Here is an 18,727-nt window from a genome sequence, read left to right as displayed (position 1 = left end):
CGGCAGGGGGTGGAACGGCGATGCCGACGTCCCCTGCACAGGGTGACCGGCCCGGCGGCCACCGGCTCGCCCTCGCCCTCTACGCGGTCGCACTCGCCGCCACCTGCGCCGCGTTCGGCGTCGACCCGGTCCTCGGCTTCCTCGCCGGAGCCCTCAACGTCGTCTTCGCGCTCTACTTCTTCCGGCACCTGGCCTTCGCCGTCTCCGCCGCCCGCTGGGCCGGGGCCGACCTGCTGGCCGCCGACGTCGACCTCGACGGCTGGGCCCCGCCGGTCGCCGTCTTCGTCGGCTGCAAGAACGAGGAGCTGGTCGTCGACGGCATGGTCACCGCGCTGCTGGCGCTGGACTACCCGGCCGACCGGCTGACCATCGTCGTCGTCGACGACGGCTCCGACGACCGCACCGGCGAGATCCTCGACCGCCGGGCGGCCGCCGACGCGCGGCTCAAGGTGCTGCACCGCCGGCCCGGCGCGGGCGGCGGCAAGTCCGGGGCCCTGAACGACGCGCTCGCCGGCGTGGACGCCGAGGTCGTCCTGGTCTTCGACGCCGACCACGAGCCCGACCCCTACGTGCTGCGGCGGCTGGTGCGGCACTTCCGCGATCCCTCGGTCGGCGCCGTCATGGGTCGCTGCATCATCCGCAACGGGCACGAGTCGACGATGGCCACGACGGTCTTCGTCGACTTCCTGTCGGGGTACCTGGTCAACGAGTACGGCCGCCAGGCGATGTTCGAGCTGCCCGCCTACGGCGGCGCCAACTGCGCGGTGCGGATGTCCACGCTGCGCGAGCTCGGCGGCTGGAACCCGCACACCGTCACCGAGGACACCGACCTCACGCTGCGGGTGCTGCTGCGCGGGGAGCGGGTCCGCTACGACGTCTCCGCGGTCGACTACGAGGAGGCGGTGGTGAGCGCCCGCCGGTTCTGGACGCAGCGCTACCGCTGGGCCCGCGGCCACCAGAAGTGCTTCCGCGACTACTGGAAGCCGATCGTCCGCTCGCCCCACCTCTCCCTGGTGGAGAAGGGCGAGTCGATGATGTTCCTGCTCGGCTACCACGTACCGGTCCTGACCGGTCTCGGCGTCCTGCTGAGCGTCCTGCGGGCCTTCGGCATCGGCGACCAGCCGGTCATCGGCCTGCTGCCGCTGTCGATGCTGCTGTTCGTCGGCCCGCTCGCCGAGCTCTCCGTCGGCCTGCTCGTCGGCCGGGTGGAGCGCCGAGCCGCCTGGTCGCTGCTCGGCTTCCTCCCGGCCTTCGCGCTGTCGATCTGGATCACCACCCGCGCGTACGTCGACGGCATGCTCGGCCGCCCCTACACCTGGGTGAAGACCACCCGGTCCGGGTCGGTCTCGACGGTCACGCCGAGGCAGGTGGCGGTGAGCAGCCGGTGACGATCCGGGTGGACACCCGCCGGCGGCGGCCGTGGCGCACCGGGGGCGGACGGCGACGGCTGTCGGTGACCGCCGAGCTGCTGCTGGCCGCCGCGGTCTGCGTGGCCGGCTACCGCTACCTGGCCGGCTGGTTCCAGGTGCACGAGGCGCAGTGGGTCGCGGGCTTCCTGAACCTGGTCGGCGTCGACCAGGTCTCCGACGTCCTGCCCGGCCGGATCCTCGTCTTCCGCGACAACGGCGAGCTGCTCAACGCCGAGGTCACCGCGTCCTGCTCGGCGGTGCTGTCGGTGCTGGGCCTGACCGCGCTCACCCTCACCGTGCTGCGCAGCCGCCGGCTGCACGCCCTCGCCGGCCTGGCCGCCGCCGTCGCCGGCGTCGTCCTGCTCAACGACGTGCGGCTGGTAGTCTCCACCCTCGCCGGGCTCTGGTGGGGCCACGGCGCGCTCGTGCTGTTCCACGACTGGGTGGGCACGATCTGGACGTTCGCGTCCACGCTGGTCGGCTTCCTGCTCATGGTCTGCCTGACCCTGCCGGCCGCCGAGCGCGCCGAGCAGAACGTGGCCGGCCACCACACCGCCCGCCGGCCGAGCAGCTGGGCGCGCCCCGGCCTGGGCTACCGGCTGCCCGAGCTCGACGAGGCCGTCCCGACCCGGCGCCGCACCCTGACCAGCCTGGTCCACCGCTTCCTCCTCCCCGGCGCGGTGTCGCGCCGGCTGGCCGCCCGCCGCGAGGCCGGCCGGATCGACTACCGGCTGGGCCACCTGCCGGCCGCGCAGCGGATCGCCCGCGTGCACGACCTCGCCGCCGACGGGCTCGGCGCGCACACCGCGACCCTGCTCGCGGTCGCCACCTACGAGCAGGACACCCGAGTGCTCGACGCCCTGGCCGAGGCGGTGGCCGCCCGGCAGTGGGAGCCGGTGGTCAACGACCGCGTCGCCGCGCTGCGCCTGTGGGCGCGCGGCTGGCTGTTCCCCCGCACCGCCGCGCCACCCGCGCCGGCGCCCCCGCCCGACCCCGCCCGCCGCTACGCCCGCCTCACCGCGGAGCTGGTGGCGGGCCCCGTCCCGTTCCACGACACCCGACCCGTTCCGATCGACCCCAGGGACCTGCGATGACCCTCTCCCCGCCCCTCCTGCCCGCGCCGCCGCTCGCGGCGTGGCCCGACCGGCCGCCGGCGGTCCTCGTGACCGGCGCCGGCGGTCCCGCGGGGGTCGCCGTCGTCCGCCGGCTCGTCGCGCTCGGCTCCCGCGTGGTCGCCGTCGACGCCGACCCGGCCGCCGCGGGGCCGGCCCTGGCCGACGTCGGGCTCGTCGTCCCCCGCGCCGACGCCCCCGGGTTCGTCGACGCGCTGCTGGGCGCGTGCGCGCGGTACGGCGCCGACGCGCTCGTGCCGACCGTCGCCGAGGAGCTGCCGGCCCTGGCCGCCGGCGCCGCCCGGCTGTCCGCCGCCGGGGTGGGCACCTGGCTGCCGGCCCCGGACGCCGTCGACGTGTGCTGCGACAAGGCCGCCTTCGCCGCCCGCCTGCACGCCGCCGGCGTGCCGCACCCGGAGACCGCGTACGAGCTCGCGGGGGTCGCGGCGGTGCCCGGCCCGTGGATCGTCAAGCCGCGCTCGGGCCGCGGCAGCCGCGGGGTGCAGGCCCTCGACGACCGCCGGACCGTGGTCGCCGCGCTGCACGCCGACCCCGGGCTGATCGTCCAGCGCCGGCTCGACGGCCGGGAGTTCACCGCCGACGCGCTCGTCGCCCGCGACGGCCGGGTGCTGGCCGTCGTCCCCCGCTGGCGGGACGAGACCAAGGCCGGCATCTCGGTCAAGGGGACGACGTTCGGCTCCCCCGCCGTGACCGCCACCGTCGCCGCCGCGCTCGCCGCGGTCGGGCTGACCGGCCCGGCCAACGTGCAGGGCTTCGTGGACGACGACGGCGCCGTCACCGTCGTGGAGATCAACCCGCGCTTCTCCGGCGGCCTGCCGCTGACCCTCGCCGCGGGCGCCGACGTCGTCGGGACCTACCTGGCCGGGGTCCGCGACCCCGGCGCGGCGCTGCCGGAGCTGTCGTTCCGCCCCGGGGTGCGGATGAGCCGCTACTTCGCCGAGACGTACTCGAGCGAGGACGGCGCCCCCGTGGCCGACCCGTGCACCCCGGCGGTGACCGCGTGACCCGCAGCCGGCACGTGCTCGTGCCCTTCGGCACCCGCCCGGAGGTGGTCAAGCTGGCCCCCGTGGTGGCCGCGCTGCCGGCCGCCGGCCACCGGGTCACCGTGGTCGACACCGGCCAGCACACCGACCCGGCGATGAGCACGGGCCTGCAGGAGGCGCTCGGCCTGGCGGTGACGCACCGCTTCGCGCTGCCCGCCGAGCCGGCGGCGCGCACCGGGGCGCTGTTCGCCGACGCGGCGACCGCGGTCCGCCGGTTCGCCCCCGACCTGGTGCTCGCCCTCGGCGACACCAACACGGTGCCCGCGTACGCGCTCGCCGCCCGCGCCGCCGGGGTGCCGTTCGCGCACGTCGAGGCCGGCCTGCGCAGCTTCAACCCGCGCAGCGTCGAGGAGGTCAACCGGCGGGTGGCCGCCGCGGCGGCGCAGCTGCACTTCGCGCCGACCGAGCGCGCCGCCGCCTTCCTCGCCGGCGAGGGGGTGCCGGACGAGCGGGTGTTCGTCGTCGGCAACCCGGCGATCGACACGCTCGTGGCCCGCGGGGTCCACCCGACGCCGGTCGGCGAGCGGGCCGGCGTGCTGGTCACCGCGCACCGGCCGACCAACGTCGACGACCCGGTGCGGCTGCGCCGGCTGGTCGCCGTCGTCCAGCAGCTGGCCGACCGCATCGGGCCGGTCACCTTCCCGGTGCACCCGCGCACCGCCAAGCGGCTGGCCGACGAGGGGCTGACCCTCGAGCTGGCCGACCACCCCGGCGTCACGCTCACCGGCCCGGCCGACCACGACGCCCTGCTCGCCGCCCTCGGGTCGGCGCGGCTGGCGGTCACCGACTCCGGCGGCATCCAGGAGGAGGCCGCCCACCTCGGCGTCCCGGTGGTGGTGCTGCGCGGCTCCACCCCGCGCTGGGAGGGGGTCGAGGCGGGGACGACGACGCTGGCCACCCTCGCCGACGACGGTGCGGCCGCCGCCGTGCTCGCCGCCGCCGAGGCGCACACCCGCCCGGAGGCCCAGCAGCGCGCCGCCGCGCTGCCCTGCCCGTACGGCGACGGCAGCTCCGGCCGGCGCATCGCCGAGGTCCTGGCCGACCCGGCCACCGACCGGCTGCTCGCGCTGCCCGAACCGGACTTCACCGACGGGCGGCTGCCCTGGTGAGCGCCCCGCTCGGGGTGGTCGTCGACCTCGACGACACCCTCTACCCGCAGGCCGACTACCTCGCCGGGGCCGCTGCCGCGGTCGGCCGGGCGGCGGCCGCGGCGGGCCTGGACGGCGCCGCGGTGCACGCCGCGCTCGCCGCCGAGCTGGCCGCCGGCTCCGACACCGGCGGCACCATCGACCGGGCCCTGCTCGCCGCCGGGGTGCCGGCCGGCGACCTGCCGGCGCTGGTGCCCGGCCTGGTCGCCGCGTTCACCGGCCACCGGCCCGAGCGGCTCGACCCCTACCCCGGCGTCCGCGCGGCGCTGGCGGCGCTGGCCGCCACGGCCCCGCTCGCCTGCCTGACCGACGGCAACCCCGTCATCCAGGAAGCGAAGCTGGCCGCGACCGGCCTGGGCGACCTGCTGCCGGTCGTCGTCGTCACCGACGCGCTCGGCGGCCGGCAGCTGCGCAAGCCGCACCCGGCCGGGCTGCTCGCCGTCGCCGAGCGGCTCGGCGTGCCCGCCGACCGGCTGCTGGTCATCGGCGACCGGCCGGGCAAGGACGTCGCCGTCGCCGCGGCCGTGGGCGCCCGCGCCATCCGCGTCCGGCAGGGCGAGCACGCCGGCGCGGCCGACGACCCGCGCGCCGCGGCCGTCACCGGCTCGTTCCCCGCCGCGGCCGAGCTGGTCCTCGCCGAGCTGGCCGGCGTCCCCGCCTGACCCCTTCGGGGGGAATCCCCCGTCCGGGTGTCCAGCGAACGGGGCGGGATGCCGATGGGACGGGGTCGGGCGATCGCCGCCCGGGACTCGGGGACGCAGGTGGACGGCACGCGCAGCGCGACGCTGCGAGCGGGGTGGCGCACGCGCGCCGCGGCGCTCGTCGGCGCCCTCACCGCTGCCGTCGTCCTCGTCCTCCCCGGCACCGCCGCGGCCACCCCGGGCTACACGCCCGGGCACGGCGACGTCGTCCCGCTGCTGAGCTGCGTCACCCCCGACGGCCGCGGCGGGTTCACCGCGTGGTTCGGCCACGAGAACACCGGGACGGCGACCGAGCACGTCTCGCCCGGCCCGGCCAACCGCATCTCGCCGAGCCGGTACGACGGCGACCAGCCGACCAAGTTCAAGTCGGGCACCTTCCACCGCGTCTTCCCGGTCACCGTCTCCAGCGGCAGCGTCAGCTGGACCCTGGACGGCGACACCGTGACGGCCGACGCGAGCAGCTCGCCGCGGTGCACCACGAGCACGCCGACCCCCACCCCGGCGCCCACCCCGGCGCCGGACACCGGCGAGGTGGTCCCGATCGTCGACTGCATCGAGCAGGAGGACGACCGGGAGTACACCGCGGTGCTCGGCTACGCGAGCACCCACCGGAACACGGTCACGATCCCGCTCGGCGCGGACAACACGGTGCTGCTGGCGCGCGACCGGCAGCCGACCTCGTTCGCGCCCGGCACCCACCACGGAGTCGTCAGCGTGCGGATCACCTTCGTCGGCGCGCTGTGGGTGCTCGACGGCAACGCCGTGTACGTCGCACCGGGCCGCGCGCCCGCGTGCCCGGACGAGACCCAGATGCCCGCCGAGGGCAACGACACCGCCCCGGCGCTCGCGCTGGCCGGTGCCGCCGTCGTCGGCGCACTGCTCGTCCGGCGGGCCCGCACGCGGCTCGCCGGCGGGCGGACCAGCTCGGAGCAGGAGGACGGGAATGCGTAGCGTGCTGGCCGTCGGGGCCCACCCCGACGACATCGAGCTCGGCTGCGGGGCCACGCTGCTGGCCCACGCCGCCGCCGGCGACCGCGTGACCATGCTGGTCGTCACCGGCGGCGAGAACGGCCCCGGCGACGCCGGGCAGGTCGTCGGCCGCCGCGCCGAGCAGACCGCGGCCGCCCGCACCCTCGGCGCCGACCTGCGCTGGGGCGGGCTGCGCGACTGCGCCGTCCCCAACGACGGCGGCACCGTCCACGTCGTGGAGCAGGTGCTGCGCGACGTCGACGCCGAGCTGGTGTACGTGCACGCCCCCGACGACAGCCACCAGGACCACCGCACGGTCGCCGCGGCCACCCTGGCCGCGGCCCGGCGGCTGCCCCGGGTCCTGCACTACCAGAGCCCGTCGACGCTCACGTTCACGCCGACCGTCTTCGTCGACGTCACCGCGCACCTGTCGGGCAAGCTGGCCGCCCTGCGCTGCCACGCCTCGCAGGTCGACCTGTCCGCGATGGTCGAGCCGGACGCCGTCGTGGCCTCGGCCCGGCACTGGGGCGCGCACGCCCGCATCGGCTACGCGGAGGCCTTCGCCCCGACGCGGATGGTGCTCGACCTCGCGCCGTCCCCGCGCCCGGCGGTCGACGCCGCCGCGGCGGCCCACCGGCTGCCCCTGCTGACGCCGCACTCCTGACGCCGCAGCGCTGACGCCGGGTCAGGCCTGCCGGCGGTCGTAGCCCTCCCGGGCCGCGACGACGTCGGCGAAGTGGGCGCGCGTCCAGTCCTCGAGCGCGGCGATGGGACCGGACAGCGTCCGCCCCAGGTCGGTCAGCTCGTAGTCGACGCGCACCGGCACGCTGGCCTGCACCGTGCGGGTGACCAGCCCGTCGCGCTCCAGCCCGCGCAGCGTCTGGGTGAGCATCTTCTGGCTGATCCCCCCGATCCGGCGGGCCAGCTCGGTGAAGCGCCGGGAGCCGCCGGACAGCTCCAGCAGGATCAGCACCGTCCACCGGTCACCGATCCGGTCGAGCACCTGCCGGCTCGGGCAGTCCACCGCGTACGGGTCCACCTCGACGCTCACCTGGTCACTCTCCTCCGGGTACCTACCGCACTTCGAAGTGCCTGCTCTCCCACGGGAAGCGGACCCCCATCTTCCCGGTTCGGGTGTCCGGGCCGCGACGGACGCGGTCCGGGAGGAGAACCGCGCATGTCGATCGTCGTCACCGGCGCCACCGGCCACCTGGGCCGCCTGGTCGTCGAGGCCCTGCTGGCCCGCGGGGTCCCCGCCGCCGAGATCGTCGCCACCGGCCGCCGCGTCGAGCGGCTCACCGACCTCGAGCAGCGCGGCGTGGCCGTCCGCCGCGCCGACTTCGACGACCCGGCCTCGCTGGCCGCCACCTTCGCCGGCGCGGAGCGGCTGCTGCTGGTCTCGGGCAGCGAGCCCGGCGTGCGCGTGGCGCAGCACGCCCGCGCGATCGCCGCGGCGGCGGACGCGGGGGTGCGGCTGATCGCCTACACGAGCATCGCGAACGCCGACACGTCCACGCTGCTGCTGGCGCAGGACCACCGGGCGACCGAGCAGCTGCTGCGGGACTCGGGCGTGCCCTGGGTGTTCCTCCGCAACAGCTGGTACCTGGAGAACTACACGCCCCAGCTGCCCGCCTACCTCGAGCACGGGGTCGTCGGCGCCGCGGGCGACGGTCGGATCAGCGCCGCCACGCGCGCCGACTACGCCGGGGCCGCGGCCGCGGTGCTCGCCACGGAGGGGCACGAGAACGCCGTGCACGAGCTCGGCGGCAGGGGTTTCACGATGGTCGAGCTGGCCGCGGCGGTGTCCGCGGCCACCGGCCGGGACGTGTCGTACACCGACGTCCCGGTGGACACGTACCGGGAGATCCTCGTCGGCGCCGGCCTGCCCGAGGGGGTCGCGGCGGGGATCGCCGACGGCGACCGCGGCGCGGCCGCGGGCGAGCTGTTCGTCGAGGGGGACGACCTGGCGGGCCTGCTCGGCCGGAACCCCACCTCGCTCGCCCAGGCGCTCGCCGCCGCCCTCTGACGACCGGGTCGTCCGGCCTCCCCGACGTTATGCGAGAATGATTCTCATGACGAGGTGGTCGCGGAGCGTCGGGGTGGTCGCGGCGGCGGCCGTCGCCGTGGCGGTGGCGGGGTGCGGCAGCGACGGCCAGGGCGACGACGGCGGGCTGACGGTGGTCGCCGGCTTCTACCCCCTGGAGTGGGCCACCCAGCAGGTCGGCGGTGACCGCGTCTCCGTGTCGTCGCTGACCCCGTCGGGCGCCGAGCCGCACGACCTCGAGCTCTCGCCGCAGGACGTCGGCGCGGTCGCCGACGCCGACCTGCTCGTCTACCTCGACGGGTTCCAGCCGGCGCTGGACGAGGCGGCCGAGAACGAGGCCGGCGACTCCGCCTGGGACGCCGGGCGGTACGCCGACCTGATCACGGGCGAGCCCTCCCACGAGGAGGAGGACGGCCACCAGGAGGAGGCCGGCGACGCCGACCCGCACGACGACGAGCCCGCCGTCGACCCGCACTTCTGGCTCGACCCGCTGCGGCTGGCCGACGTCGGCGACGCGCTGGCCGACCGGCTGGCCGAGCTGGACCCCGACGGCGCCGCGACGTACGAGGCGAACGCCGCCGCGCTGCGCACCGAGCTCGAGGCCCTGGACGGCGAGCTGGCGCAGGGGCTGGCGAACTGCGCGGTGACCACCCTGGTCACCGGGCACGACGCCTTCGGCTACCTCGCCGACCGCTACGGTCTCGACGTGGTCGGCATCAGCGGGCTCAGCCCCTCGCAGGAGCCCGATCCCGCCCAGCTCGCCGAGATCTCCGCGCTCGTCGCCGAGCGGGGCGTCACGACGGTGTACACCGAGACGCTGGTCGACCCCGCCGTGGCCGAGACCGTCGCCGACGAGGCCGGCGCGCGGACCGCCGTCCTCGACCCGCTCGAGGGGCTGACCGACGAGTCGGCCGGCGACGACTACGTCGCGGTCGTGCAGGCCAACCTCGCCACGCTCCGGGAAGGCCAGTCCTGCACGTGAGCGCGGCAGACCGCGGGCCGGCCATCCGGCTGCGCGACGTGACGATCGGCTACGGCGACGTGCCGATCGTCCGCAACGTCGACCTGGAGGTGGGGCACGGCGAGGCGGTGGCCGTGCTCGGCTCGAACGGGTCTGGCAAGACCACGCTGGCCCGCGGCCTGCTCGGGCTGTCGACCGTGCTGGGCGGCGAGGTCGTCCTGCTCGGCTCCCCCGTCGGCCGGCTGGCCGACCGCGGCCGCGTCGGCTACGTCCCGCAGCGGCACACCGTGAGCGGCGCGGTGCCGGCGACGGTCCGCGAGGTGGTGGGCGTCGGGCGGCTGGCCCGCCTCGGCCTGTTCCGCCGCCTCGGCGCGGCCGACCGCGAGGCCGTGGCCCGGGCCGTCGAGGCGGTCGGGCTCGCCGACCGGCTCGGCGACCCGGTGGCGTCGCTGTCCGGCGGACAGCAGCGCCGGGTGCTGGTCGCCCGCGCGCTGGCCGCCGAACCCGAGCTGCTGATCATGGACGAGCCGACCGCGGGCGTGGACGCCGCCAGCCAGGAGGCGCTGGCCGCCGTCCTGGCCGGGGTGTCGGCCACCGGGGCGACGCTGGTCGTGGTGACCCACGAGGCCGGCCCGCTCGCGGGGGTGCTCACCCGTGCCGTCGTGGTCGACCACGGCCGCATCTGCTTCGACGGGCCGCTCGCCGGCGCCGAGCCGTACTCCGGGGCGGGGCACCACCACGCCGACGAGCCGGAGCAGGCGCCGGCCGCCGGGTACCGGCTCGACCAGCCGCGCGTGACGCCGCACGCCCGAGGGGAGCACTGACGTGGAGGTCCTCGAGTACGGCTTCATGCAGCGGGCGCTGCTCGCCTCGCTGATGGTCGGCCTGGTGGCGCCGGCGGTCGGCGTGTTCCTCGTCCAGCGCCGGCTGTCGCTGCTGGGCGACGGCCTGGGCCACGTCGCGCTCACCGGTGTCGCCCTGGGCGTGCTGACCTCGACCGCGCCGGTGGGCACGGCCCTGGTCGCGGCCGTGCTGGGAGCGGTGCTCATCGAGCTGGTCCGCGCCCGCGGCCGCACCAGCGGCGACGTCGCGCTCGCCGTCCTGTTCTACGGCGGCATCGCCGGCGGCGTGGTCCTGCTCAGCCTCGCCCCGCGGGGGCAGGCGACCAACCTCGAGGCCTACCTCTTCGGCGCCATCACCACCACGACGGCCGCCGACGTCGCGGTGTTCGCCGTCATCACGGTGCTCGTCCTGGGCGTGGTGTGGCTGCTCGGGCAGCGGCTGTACGCGGTCAGCGACGACGAGGAGTACGCCCGCGCGGTGGGGCTGCCGGTGCTGGGGCTCAACATCGTGCTCGCCGCGCTGGTGGCGGCCACCGTCGTCCTCTCGATGCGGGTGGTCGGGCTGCTGCTGATCAGCGCGCTGATGATCCTGCCCGCCGCCGTGGCGCAGCTGGTCGGGCGCAGCTTCCGCCGCACGCTGTACCTCGCGTGCGGCATCGGCCTGGTGGTCAGCGTCGCCGGGACGACGGCGTCGTACTACGCGGGGACGCCGTCGGGCGGCACGATCGTGCTGCTGGCCATCGCGCTGTTCCTGGTCGTCACCGCCGCGGTCGCGCTGCGCGACGCGACCGCCCGCCGCCGCCACCGCCGCCGCGCCGACGTGCACGCGGCCCACCCGCACGAGCACGGCGAGGGCTGCGGGCACCGGCCGGTGCTGCACGAGGACCACGTCGACTACGACCACGACGGCCACCTGCACGCCCCGCACCGGACCGGCGCCGGCGTGCACTACGACGAGCACGGCGCGCACGCCGCCGCGCCGCCGGCCGGACGGGCGGGGACGCCGTGACCGCGGCCGGGGTCGACGGCGCCTCGCGCCGGCGCCCCACCCGCCAGCGCACCGCCGTCCAGGCCCTGCTCGAGGAGCTCGACGGCTTCCGCAGCGCCCAGGACCTGCACGCCCTGCTGCGGCAGCGCGGCGACGGCGTGGGGCTGGCGACGGTGTACCGCGCGCTGCAGGCCCTGGTGGACGACGGCCTGGTCGACGTCCTGCGCAGCGACGACGGCGAGGCCGTCTACCGGCGCTGCTCCCCCGCGCACCACCACCACCTCGTGTGCCGGTCCTGCGGGCGGACCGTCGAGGTCGCCGACCCGCCGGTCGAGCGGTGGGCCGCCCGGATCGCCGCCGAGCACGGCTTCGCCGACGTCCAGCACCAGGTCGAGGTCTTCGGCACCTGCGCGAGCTGCCTCGCCACCCGCTGAGCGGCTGCCCGCGACGCCTTTCCGGACGGCGTTGTCCGCAGGGCCTTTGGGCCGTGGCTCCTGTGCGTCTGCTGGGAGTACCACAGGAGCGCACGGTGACGTGGGCGTCGCCGTCGTCCCGGGGGACAGAAGACAACGGGAGGCGGCGATGTCCTGTCCCGCACCTAGGCAGTCACGACCACCCACCGGCCAGCGCGCCCCACCGCGCGGGCACTTGCGCCCTGCCGTGCCGGGCGCAGCGCCACGTCCCGGTCGGGCAAGGACCGAGACGTGGCCTGGAGGATCCCCATCGCCTCGTAGCAGGACCTCGGGAACCCGTCAGCATCATATGTCGATCCGCCCCGCGGACCAGCCCCGTTCCTAGGGGGACGGGCTCCCGAGGTCGCGTCGACCGGGAGCGAGCTGCTCGCCGGCCGTCCCGCACGACCGCCGCTGACGGCCTCTCGCCGCGTCACAGCCAGCCGCGGTCCCCCCTCCCGGGCGGTCCCACCGCCCGGCCCCTCCCAGGATCGGGAGAAGCGACATGAACAGCGGTCCTCGCACGCACCGGCCTCTCGCCCGGACACCGCGCAGTGCGCTCCTCGTCGCCCTCGTGCTCTTCGCGGCGACCGTGGGGACGAGCAGCAGCGCGCTGGCCGCCCACGGGCTGGCGACCCTCACCGGCAGCAACTTCGAGATCGACGAGAACGCGAACCTCAAGCTCGACCACGCCCCACCTTCGACGGACTGGGGATCCCTGGCTCATCCGGACGGCCCCGAATCGCGCGCCCCCGATGCCCCGACCGGGCGGAACGACGACTCCTACCAGGGCGGGGTGAAGGAGGACACCGCGTGTCCCGGTGAGGTGACCGGCAGCATCCCCAACAACAAGAGCGACCTGCTGACCTTCCACGTCTACGAGGAGCCGGGCACCGCTCCCCACCCGGGCTTCCTCAACCTGGCGTGGAGCCGGGTGAGCGACCCGAGCGGCACGACGCTGATGGACTTCGAGTTCAACCAGTCCGAGGAGAACTGCGCCCAGGGGCCGAACAAGGTCCGCACCGCCGGTGACCTCCTGATCGAGTACGCGATCGACCAGGGTGGGGCCCGCGCCAACATCACCGGCCGCTTCTGGACCGGTACGGCGTGGGGACCGCCTCAGGACCTCGACAACGGGACAGCGTGCGGCGGCGGCCCGTGCGCCGTCGGCACCATCAACAGCACGGCCATCCCGGCCGCGGATGCCGACGGGCTGGGGGACAAGCAGCCGCGCACCTTCGGTGAGGCGCAGATCGACCTGCGGCTGATCTTCCAGGCGGACGAGTGCGTGTCCTTCGGCAGCGCGATGCTGAAGAGCCGGTCTTCGGACTCGTTCACCTCGCAGCTGAAGGACTTCATCAGCCCGGTCGACATCGACCTGCAGAACTGCGGGAACGTCATCATCCGCAAGGAGACGATCCCTGAGGAAGATCCGAACACGACCGAGTTCGGCTACACGAAGACCTTCCCGACGGCCCCGGCGAGCGAGGACACCTTCACGCTGACGGACGACGGTGTGCAGGACTACCAGGACACCGTCCTCTTCGGCGCCGGATACACCGTCACCGAGGACGTGGTCCCCGACAACTGGGCGTTCGACAGCGTGGACTGCGCGGCGAGCAGCGGGGTCGCCCCGACGATCGACGGTGCCACGGTGACCTTCGACATCGACTCGGACAGCGACGTGCTCGACTGCACCTACTACAACGCACTCCAGCAGGGGGCGCTGAAGATCCTGAAGAACAGCACCAAGGGTGGCCCGGTCACCCAGGCCGGTGCCGTGTTCTCGTTCGACGGCTCGAGCGTGACCGACAACGGGGCCGGCGACCTCGACCCGGCCATCGGCATCGTGTGCGTCGAGGGTGTGGCCCCCGGCGACTACACCGTGAATGAGACGACGCCGCCGCCCGGATACGGGCCCGCTGCCGAGTCCGACCTGCCGGTGACGGTCACCAACGGGACGAACTGCACCGACGACCAGCCGTCGGGAGCCGGTGTGGTGACGTTCGTCAACGCCCCGCTCGCGGACATCCAGGTCAACGTCCGCGACGGCGGCTCCGGTGAGACCAGCGCCACCTCGATCACCTGCGAGAACACCGGCACGGACCCGGACGGCACGACCGCCGACGGCTGGGAGCAGTCGGTGACCCACTCGGGCATCGCGGTCGACCCCTCGCCGCGGACCGTCGTCTGCACCATCGTCCTCGACCCGTGACGTGACGGGAGGACGAAGCTCCACCGCACCACCACGGGGGCCGCCCGGCGCGCCGGGCGGCCCCCGTGCCGTGCCGGCCCGGAGCTGCCAGGGTCGGGGGAGCACCGACGTCCCCGGGGGTGGCCCATGGCACTGGTCCGCTGCGACTTCTTCTCCGACGTCCTGGAGCTGAGCACCTCGATGACGGTGGTGCTGCCCCAGTCGACGTCGTCCCAGATCGGCATGACCGGCGCGGCGGGGGCCGGCGACGCCCCGACGCTCTACCTGCTGCACGGCCTGTCGGACGACGACACCATCTGGCTGCGCCGCACCTCGATCGAGCGCTACGCCGCCCCGCTCGGGCTCGCGGTCGTCATGCCGCAGGTGGCGCGCAGCTTCTACACCGACGAGGCGCACGGCAACCGCTACTGGACGTTCCTCTCCGAGGAGCTGCCGGAGATCGCCCGGTCGTTCTTCCGGCTGTCCGACCGCCGCGAGGACACCTTCGTCGCCGGCCTGTCGATGGGCGGCTACGGCGCGGTCAAGTGGGCGCTGCGGCAACCGGACCGGTTCGCCGCCGCGGCCACGCTGTCCGGCGCCGTCGACGTCGTCGCGCTCGCCGGCCTCGACCACGAGCCGGGCCGCGACCGGCTCTGGCACACCGTCTTCGGCGGCCGGACGACCGAGGGCACCGACGACGACCTGTTCCACCTGCTCGAGCGGGTCGACCCCGCACGTGCCCCGGAGCTCTACGTCGGCTGCGGCACGGAGGACCGGCTGCTGGCGCACAACGAGCGCTTCCTCGACGCCGCGCGCGCCCGCGGCCTCGACGTCACCGCCGACCTGCGCCCGGGCGAGCACGAGTGGGGGGTGTGGGACGCGATGGTCCAGGACGTCCTCGCCTGGCTGCCCCTGCGGGGGCAGGCGCGGACGGTTGGCTGACGCACCCGCGGGGAACACCAGCGACACTTCACGCGTCGGTCTTGGAGATGGCCGGCGTCGGGCCGGGCACGGGATACCGTGCTCCGGCACACCGCTCCGGCAACGGCGCCGGGCGACGGGAGGACGAACGAACGATGGAGACCAGCGTGGTCGACGTCCCCGAGCGGGGGCGCTTCGAGATCCGGCTGGGCGACCGTGTGGTCGGTCTCGCCAGCTATCACGTCGAGAACGGCACGATGACGCTGCCGCACACCGAGGTCGACCCCGCCATGGGCGGCCGCGGCCTCGGGACCGCGCTCGTGGCGGGCGTGCTCGAGGCGGCGCGCGAGCGCGGGCTGCACGTGCTCCCCTACTGCTCCTTCGTCCGGCGCTACATCCAGCAGCACCCGGAGACGGTCGACCTCGTCGCCGAGGACGACCGGCCGCACTTCGGCCTGGAGCCCGCCACCCGCTGACCTGCACGTCGGTTGCGCACCACCTAATCTGGCGCAGGTGCCGACGTCGCTGCTGTGGTTCCGCCGTGACCTGCGGCTCTCCGACCACCCGGCGCTGGTCGCGGCGCGCGACGACGCCGGGCCCGACGGCTCGGTGCTCCCGGTCTTCGTGCTCGACCCGCGGCTGTGGGAGCCCGCCGGGCCGCCCCGCCGGCGGTTCCTCTTCGACTGCCTGGCCGCCCTCGACGAGTCGCTCGACGGCGCGCTCGTCGTCCGCACCGGCGACCCGGCGCGGGTGCTCCCCGCGCTCGTGCGCGAGGCCGGCGCCGCGGCCGTGCACGTCTCGGCCGACGCGGGCCCCTACGGCCGGGCGCGCGACGCCGCGGTCGAGCGGGCGCTCGGCGACGTCCCGCTGGTCCGCACCGGGTCGCCGTACGCGGTGACGCCCGGCCGGATCACCAAGGACGACGGCAGCCCCTACCGGGTCTTCGCCCCCTTCGCCCGCGCCTGGCGGGAGCACGGCTGGCGCGCACCGGCGCCGCGGCCGCGCGGCGTCCCCTGGCAGCGCGGCGTCCCCTCCGACCGGCTGCCCGAGGTGGACGTCGACGGCGTCCGGCTGCCGCCCGCCGGGGAGGCCGCCGCCCGCGCCGCGTGGCGGCAGTTCCGCGACGAGCGGCTGGCCGGCTACGGCGACGCCCGCAACCTGCCGGCCACCGACGGCACCAGCCGGCTCTCGGTGCACCTGAAGTACGGCACGGTGCACCCGCGCACGCTCCTGGCCGACCTGGCCGCCGCCGGCGACGTCCCGCGCGAGCACGTCCGCCGGTTCACCGACGAGCTGGCCTGGCGCGAGTTCTACGCCGACGTCCTCTGGCACCGCCCCGAGACCGCGCACCGGGCGTTCGACGAGCGGATGGGCCGGCTGACCTACGACACCGGACCCGACGCCGACGCCCGCTTCGCCGCCTGGGCCGAGGGCCGCACCGGCTACCCGATCGTCGACGCCGGGATGCGCCAGCTGCTCGGCGAGGCCTGGGTGCACAACCGGGTGCGGATGGTGGTCGCCTCGTTCCTCACCAAGGACCTGCACGTCGACTGGTGGCGCGGCGCCCGCCACTTCCTGCGGCACCTGGTCGACGGGGACCTCGCCAGCAACAACCACGGCTGGCAGTGGGTGGCCGGCACCGGGACCGACGCCTCGCCCTACCACCGGGTGTTCAACCCGGTGCGGCAGGGCCAGCAGTTCGACCCCGACGGCGGGTACGTGCGCCGGTGGGTGCCCGAGCTGCGCGACGTCCCGACCCGGTGGGTCCACGAGCCGTGGCGGTCCCCCGACGGCGTCCCGCCCGGCTACCCCGAGCCGATCGTCGACCACGCCGCCGAGCGCGAGGTCGCCCTCGCCCGCTACGAGCAGGTGCGCGCCGGTGCCTGAGGGCCACACCCTGCACCGGCTCGCCCGCCAGCAGACGACGCTGTTCGCCGGCCGCCCCGTGCGCGTCACCAGCCCGCAGGGCCGGTTCGCCGCCGGCGCCGCGCTGCTCGACGGGCGGGTGCTCGACCGCGCCACCGCCCACGGCAAGCACCTGTTCGGCCACTTCGGCGGCGACGTGCTGCACGTCCACCTCGGGCTGTACGGCAGCTTCACCACCGGCACCGGCACCCCGCCGGCGGCGCGCGGCGCGCTGCGCATGCGCTGGGTGGGCGACGGCCCCGACGGTTGCGGCGTGTGGACCGACCTGCGCGGCGCCACGGCCTGCGAGGTGCTCACCCGCCCCGAGGTGCGGGCGATCCTCGACCGGCTCGGCCCCGACCCGCTGCGCCGCGGGGCCGACGGGGGGCTCGCCTTCCGGCGGCTCGCGGCCAGCCGGACCGCGGTCGGCGCCCTCCTCATGGACCAGTCCGTGCTCGCCGGCGTGGGCAACGTCTACCGCGCCGAGCTGCTGTTCCGGCACCGGGTCTCCCCGTTCCGCCCGGGCCGCGCGGTCGACGAGGAGCTCTGGGCGCGCATGTGGGCCGACCTGGTGCGGCTCATGCGCGACGGCGTCCGGATCGGCCGGATCGTGACCACGGAGCGGGCCGACCGCGCGCGCCGGAGGGGTGCGGCCGCGCCCGAGGACGCGCACTATGTGTACCGACGCACCGGGTTGCCGTGCCGGATCTGCGGCACCGCGGTGCGCACGGAGGTCATGGTGGGGCGCAACCTCTACTGGTGCCCGGTGTGCCAGGCAGCGTGACAGCAGCGTCACCCGGACGGGTCCCCGGAGGTGCCCGGAGCCGTCGATGAGGCGTGCGTGCCGTGTACCTTTCCGCCCGATGAGACGTGCGGTGCGAGCACTGCTCGTCACGGGGGCAGCCGCGGCCGCGATGGCCGTCCTCCCCGTGACGAGCGCTTCCGCCGCGCCCGCGGACGTCCCGGCCGACCTCGGCGTCGACGTCTCCCACCCCCAGTGCGGGGAGCAGCTGCCCCGCGGCCAGGCCTTCGGCGTCGTCGGCGTCAACGGCGGGCTGGCCACGCTGCCCAACCCGTGCCTGGAGTCGCAGCTGGAGTGGGCCGCGCGCTCGACCGGCCGCCTCGAGGCCCAGCCCCCGGTGCAGCTCTACGTCAACACGGCGAACCCGGGCGAGGTCCGCGAGCTGGTGAGCACCTGGCCGGCCTCCGGCGACACGCCGTACGGCGAGTGCGACGGCCGCAACTCCACGGCCTGCTCGTGGCAGTACGGCTGGGAGCGCGCCCGCACGACCGTCACCGAGTTCTTCGCCCCGGCCGCGCAGGACGCGGGGCTGGCGGACGACCCCGCGGCCTACACCTGGTGGCTCGACGTCGAGGACGCGAACACCTGGCAGTCCGGCTCCCCCGGGGCGCAGGCCCGCAACCGCGCGGCGCTCGAGGGCATGGCCGCGTACCTGCGGACGCGCGGCGGCACGGTCGGCCTCTACGCCGTCCCGCAGCAGTGGCGCGACATCGCCGGCGCGGTCGCCTGGGACAGCACCCTGTACCGGCTGGACAGCTGGCTGCCCGGCGCGGTCTCGCGGGCCGGCGCCGAGGAGAACTGCGCCCAGGCCCCGCTCGCCGCCGGCGGCGAGGTCGTCATGGCCCAGTACGTCGACGACGGCCTGGACCACGACGTCTCCTGCGTCTAGATGGCGCCCTTCCCCGGGTCGCCGGCCGGCACGGCGGTGAACGTCCGCACCTGCGGCCCCCCGGTCAGCCGCCCGGCGAGCGCCGCCCCGAGCTCGGTGAGCGCCGCCGCGGAGCCGTGCACCCGCAGCGCCTCCGGTGACGCCCAGCGCTCGACCACGAGGAACTCGCCCTTCCCCTCGTGCAGGGCGTAGAGCTCGCAGCCGGGTTCGTCGTGCACCTGCGGGACGGCGTGCAGCAGCGCGTCGCGGACGGCGTCCTCCTCGCCCGGGCTCGGCGTGATGGTGGCGACGACGACGACGGACACGGGCGACCTCCGCGGGTGGGA

Annotated in this window: 20 protein-coding genes; 18 read left to right on the top strand and 2 right to left on the bottom strand. The window is 75.9% G+C overall.

All coding sequences use genetic code 11. The features are described 5' to 3' along the window. Nucleotides 1-20: 20 nt before the first annotated feature. From ACI797_RS03085 to ACI797_RS03055, 7 genes are read left to right on the top strand one after another with little or no spacing between them, the layout of a single operon-like run. A complete protein-coding gene (locus ACI797_RS03085; RefSeq protein ID WP_456857050.1) occupies nt 21-1,388 on the top strand; it encodes a glycosyltransferase in 1,368 nt (455 codons plus the stop codon). Then, entirely contained in the window at nt 1,385-2,503 is a 1,119-nt protein-coding gene (locus tag ACI797_RS03080) for an exosortase/archaeosortase family protein (RefSeq protein WP_456857049.1), read from the top strand. The genes ACI797_RS03085 and ACI797_RS03080 overlap by 4 nt, the downstream gene beginning before the upstream one ends. Continuing rightward, entirely contained in the window at nt 2,500-3,546 is a 1,047-nt protein-coding gene (locus ACI797_RS03075; RefSeq protein WP_456857048.1) for an ATP-grasp domain-containing protein, read from the top strand. Before ACI797_RS03080 ends, ACI797_RS03075 begins: the two co-directional genes overlap by 4 nt. Next, complete coding sequence (gene wecB, locus ACI797_RS03070) at nt 3,543-4,694, top strand: non-hydrolyzing UDP-N-acetylglucosamine 2-epimerase (protein WP_456857047.1); 1,152 nt, start codon at nt 3,543-3,545, stop codon at nt 4,692-4,694. The genes ACI797_RS03075 and wecB overlap by 4 nt, the downstream gene beginning before the upstream one ends. Next, nucleotides 4,691-5,395: an HAD family hydrolase gene (locus ACI797_RS03065; RefSeq protein ID WP_456857046.1), complete on the top strand. Its 705-nt coding sequence runs from the start codon at nt 4,691-4,693 to the stop codon at nt 5,393-5,395. The genes wecB and ACI797_RS03065 overlap by 4 nt, the downstream gene beginning before the upstream one ends. 54 nt (nt 5,396-5,449) lie before the next feature. Continuing rightward, nucleotides 5,450-6,385 carry a hypothetical protein gene (locus tag ACI797_RS03060; RefSeq protein WP_456857045.1) on the top strand — a complete coding sequence of 312 codons (936 nt, stop codon included), beginning with the start codon at nt 5,450-5,452 and terminating at the stop codon, nt 6,383-6,385. Next, entirely contained in the window at nt 6,378-7,067 is a 690-nt protein-coding gene (locus tag ACI797_RS03055) for a PIG-L deacetylase family protein (RefSeq protein WP_456857044.1), read from the top strand. The genes ACI797_RS03060 and ACI797_RS03055 overlap by 8 nt, the downstream gene beginning before the upstream one ends. Before the next feature lie 21 nt (nt 7,068-7,088). On the opposite strand, the gene ACI797_RS03050 is transcribed toward ACI797_RS03055, so the two are convergent. Beyond that, the gene (locus ACI797_RS03050) at nt 7,089-7,454 is read right to left on the bottom strand and encodes a winged helix-turn-helix transcriptional regulator (RefSeq protein WP_456857043.1); all 366 of its coding nucleotides are present in this window, start codon (nt 7,452-7,454) and stop codon (nt 7,089-7,091) included. Between the two features lie 126 nt (nt 7,455-7,580). Between ACI797_RS03050 and ACI797_RS03045 the strand changes: the two genes are divergently transcribed. From ACI797_RS03045 to ACI797_RS02995, 11 genes are all read left to right on the top strand, one after another. Further along, on the top strand, nt 7,581-8,429 hold the full coding sequence (locus tag ACI797_RS03045; protein WP_456857042.1) for an SDR family oxidoreductase: 849 nt from the start codon (nt 7,581-7,583) through the stop codon (nt 8,427-8,429). A gap of 46 nt (nt 8,430-8,475) precedes the next feature. After that, nucleotides 8,476-9,429 (top strand): metal ABC transporter substrate-binding protein, encoded by a 954-nt coding sequence (locus ACI797_RS03040; protein ID WP_456857041.1) that lies wholly within the window; start codon nt 8,476-8,478, stop codon nt 9,427-9,429. Beyond that, nucleotides 9,426-10,232, top strand: coding sequence for a metal ABC transporter ATP-binding protein (locus ACI797_RS03035; RefSeq protein WP_456857040.1), 807 nt, complete (start codon nt 9,426-9,428; stop codon nt 10,230-10,232). Before ACI797_RS03040 ends, ACI797_RS03035 begins: the two co-directional genes overlap by 4 nt. A gap of 1 nt (nt 10,233) precedes the next feature. After that, on the top strand, nt 10,234-11,259 hold the full coding sequence (locus ACI797_RS03030) for a metal ABC transporter permease (protein WP_456857039.1): 1,026 nt from the start codon (nt 10,234-10,236) through the stop codon (nt 11,257-11,259). Next, on the top strand, nt 11,256-11,672 hold the full coding sequence (locus ACI797_RS03025; RefSeq protein ID WP_456857038.1) for a Fur family transcriptional regulator: 417 nt from the start codon (nt 11,256-11,258) through the stop codon (nt 11,670-11,672). Before ACI797_RS03030 ends, ACI797_RS03025 begins: the two co-directional genes overlap by 4 nt. A gap of 523 nt (nt 11,673-12,195) precedes the next feature. Next, complete coding sequence (locus ACI797_RS03020) at nt 12,196-13,905, top strand: MSCRAMM family protein (protein WP_456857037.1); 1,710 nt, start codon at nt 12,196-12,198, stop codon at nt 13,903-13,905. A 126-nt stretch (nt 13,906-14,031) separates the two neighbouring features. After that, nucleotides 14,032-14,826, top strand: coding sequence for an alpha/beta hydrolase (locus ACI797_RS03015; protein WP_456857036.1), 795 nt, complete (start codon nt 14,032-14,034; stop codon nt 14,824-14,826). A gap of 134 nt (nt 14,827-14,960) precedes the next feature. After that, nucleotides 14,961-15,281, top strand: a complete 321-nt coding sequence (locus ACI797_RS03010) for a GNAT family N-acetyltransferase (protein WP_456541698.1) — start codon at nt 14,961-14,963, stop codon at nt 15,279-15,281. 37 nt (nt 15,282-15,318) lie between these two features. After that, the gene (locus ACI797_RS03005) at nt 15,319-16,692 is read left to right on the top strand and encodes a cryptochrome/photolyase family protein (protein ID WP_456857035.1); all 1,374 of its coding nucleotides are present in this window, start codon (nt 15,319-15,321) and stop codon (nt 16,690-16,692) included. Further along, the gene (locus tag ACI797_RS03000; protein WP_456857034.1) at nt 16,685-17,494 is read left to right on the top strand and encodes an Fpg/Nei family DNA glycosylase; all 810 of its coding nucleotides are present in this window, start codon (nt 16,685-16,687) and stop codon (nt 17,492-17,494) included. The genes ACI797_RS03005 and ACI797_RS03000 overlap by 8 nt, the downstream gene beginning before the upstream one ends. 145 nt (nt 17,495-17,639) lie before the next feature. Next, the gene (locus tag ACI797_RS02995; RefSeq protein ID WP_456857033.1) at nt 17,640-18,401 is read left to right on the top strand and encodes a hypothetical protein; all 762 of its coding nucleotides are present in this window, start codon (nt 17,640-17,642) and stop codon (nt 18,399-18,401) included. On the opposite strand, the gene ACI797_RS02990 is transcribed toward ACI797_RS02995, so the two are convergent. Further along, on the bottom strand, nt 18,398-18,706 hold the full coding sequence (locus ACI797_RS02990) for a putative quinol monooxygenase (protein ID WP_456857032.1): 309 nt from the start codon (nt 18,704-18,706) through the stop codon (nt 18,398-18,400). The genes ACI797_RS02995 and ACI797_RS02990 overlap by 4 nt on opposite strands. Nucleotides 18,707-18,727: the final 21 nt, after the last annotated feature.

The sequence above is a fragment of the Geodermatophilus sp. SYSU D00691 genome (assembly GCF_054050275.1).
The sequence above is the reverse complement of the archived record's forward strand: the minus strand, read 5'-3'. Positions and strand labels throughout refer to the sequence as shown.

Coding starts and splice junctions, on each gene's coding strand:
- ACI797_RS03085 (WP_456857050.1), top strand. CDS start 21: ATGCCGACGTCCCCTGCACAGGGTGACCGGCCCGGCGGCCACCGGCTC.
- ACI797_RS03075 (WP_456857048.1), top strand. CDS start 2,500: ATGACCCTCTCCCCGCCCCTCCTGCCCGCGCCGCCGCTCGCGGCGTGG.
- ACI797_RS03060 (WP_456857045.1), top strand. CDS start 5,450: ATGGGACGGGGTCGGGCGATCGCCGCCCGGGACTCGGGGACGCAGGTG.
- ACI797_RS03055 (WP_456857044.1), top strand. CDS start 6,378: ATGCGTAGCGTGCTGGCCGTCGGGGCCCACCCCGACGACATCGAGCTC.
- ACI797_RS03045 (WP_456857042.1), top strand. CDS start 7,581: ATGTCGATCGTCGTCACCGGCGCCACCGGCCACCTGGGCCGCCTGGTC.
- ACI797_RS03040 (WP_456857041.1), top strand. CDS start 8,476: ATGACGAGGTGGTCGCGGAGCGTCGGGGTGGTCGCGGCGGCGGCCGTC.
- ACI797_RS03020 (WP_456857037.1), top strand. CDS start 12,196: ATGAACAGCGGTCCTCGCACGCACCGGCCTCTCGCCCGGACACCGCGC.
- ACI797_RS03015 (WP_456857036.1), top strand. CDS start 14,032: ATGGCACTGGTCCGCTGCGACTTCTTCTCCGACGTCCTGGAGCTGAGC.
- ACI797_RS03010 (WP_456541698.1), top strand. CDS start 14,961: ATGGAGACCAGCGTGGTCGACGTCCCCGAGCGGGGGCGCTTCGAGATC.